This is a genomic window from Brotocaccenecus cirricatena (assembly GCF_020687045.1).
Lineage (GTDB): Bacteria > Bacillota > Clostridia > Oscillospirales > Oscillospiraceae > Vescimonas > Vescimonas cirricatena.
This window is the reverse complement of the sequence record NZ_JAJEPW010000142.1, coordinates 1-1,600: the sequence shown is the minus strand read 5'-3', so window position 1 is coordinate 1,600 and position 1,600 is coordinate 1. Positions and strand designations below refer to the sequence as shown.

Annotated in this window: 2 protein-coding genes; both read right to left on the bottom strand. The window is 46.7% G+C overall.

Translation table 11 applies throughout. The annotated features are described in order from the left end of the window. On the bottom strand, nt 1-514 hold a 514-nt coding region (locus tag LKD37_RS17440), incomplete at its 3' end, for a restriction endonuclease subunit S (RefSeq protein ID WP_302930322.1). A gap of 13 nt (nt 515-527) precedes the next feature. Further along, nucleotides 528-1,511, bottom strand: coding sequence for a site-specific tyrosine recombinase/integron integrase (gene xerA, locus LKD37_RS17435; protein ID WP_015564519.1), 984 nt, complete (start codon nt 1,509-1,511; stop codon nt 528-530). Between the last annotated feature and the right edge of the window lie 89 nt (nt 1,512-1,600).

Below are 1,600 nucleotides of genomic sequence, written 5' to 3'. Positions count from 1 at the left end.
TCTGCTCGTTGCAGGTGATCTTATCTTCGAGGCATTGCATCGTTTGTACGATAACTTCTTGTACAGCAAGCGAAGGAACGGGTATGGTCAAATTGGCAACTTCGGAAAATGTAATCTGAGGGAATGTGCCAGATCGCGTTTCAGCTAACAGTTGAAGTTCTGCAACTGTGGAACTATTCTTCAAGAAATAGTACAGGTACTTAGGAGATACCACATCCTTTTTTGCACGAATTACCATCAGTTTAGTTGAAGCGATATAGTCTATGGGCGAAAAATCCACATAGGCAAACCGCCTGTTCTGTGGACGGATCTCGCTATATAAAATATCGTCTCGCTGAAAAGTCTTCTTGAACTGCCCTTTCAAATTGGAGTTTGGAACTCGTTCGTGGTTGAGAACTCTACCCTCTAAAACGTCCGAGGTATTGATAAGCGTCACCATATTCTTTTTTTCGCGATAAGTGTCCGAAATAGACGAACAAACTTCACCAACGGGCATATATATTGTTCCATTCATACTACCCACCATCCTAACCGATGTATTTTCTATGTGCCAGCTTCACATTCTGCTGTTTCACCATTGCATAGTGCATGGTGGTGTCGATTTTCTGATGCCCTAAGAGCTGCTGGACTTGCTCTATGGGCATTCCTTTGTCTATGGCAGTTGTAGCCAGTGTACGCCTGAACTTGTGAGGGTGAACCTTCGGGATATTCAGACGCTTTCCCAGCTCCCGAAGGCGTGTCTCCACTCCGCCAATCATCAATCGGTCAAAGGGAGCTTTCAGGGAAACAAACAAAGCTGGGTTTTCATCCGTTCGCCCCTCAAGGTAGTTTTGAAGGTGGATTTTCGTCCTTGCGTCGAAATAGACCAATCGTTCTTTATTACCCTTGCCGATAACAACGCATTCGCGCTCATTGAAGTTGATGTCTTCGCGGTTTAGTGTGACCAGCTCACCAACACGCATTCCAGAGGAAGCCAGAAGATCAATCATCGCCAAGTCTCGTGCTGTTGTGCAGTTGTCACGCATCAGCTCTAACACTTCATCGGTGTAGGTGTCCTTGACCACCTTTGCAGTCTTAACTTTGTGAATACGGCGTACCGGGCTTTTCACAATGAAATCCTCATCTTCAAGCCATGAGAAGAAGCTGGACAGTATCCGGCGGATGTTGTCTATGGTCACTTTGCTCGACCTGCGCTGAACTTGATAGTTTGTCAGATAGCGGCGCAAATCATCTGTGGTGATCTGTCGCACAGCCTTTCCAACTCCGGCAATTAGAGCCTCAATCGTCTTCCGGTAGTAGCTCAGGGTTTTCTCCGAACAGCCTTCGATCCGCTTTGCCGTGATAAATGCTTCGACTGCATCTGCTTCGTCTGCTGGAATTGAGCCACTATCATAGGTGATCGTTGCCCCTTCCAATGTCTCAGCCATTGCATCCCGAAGGTGCATGAGCTGTTCGTTGTTAAGATACGGCAGCATTTTTCGCTGTATCTCCGTGATGAGTTGTTCTGTCATTGTCGTGTCTCCTTTCGAGGTAAGAGAACGACATTCAGTGGCAGTCCCTTTTGTAAAACTCTCGCCACTGGTGAGAGTTATTCAGACGG

Bases quoted from the DNA above. Each gene is read 5' to 3' on its own strand.
- xerA (WP_015564519.1), bottom strand. From the start codon at position 1,511: ATGACAGAACAACTCATCACGGAGATACAGCGAAAAATGCTGCCGTAT.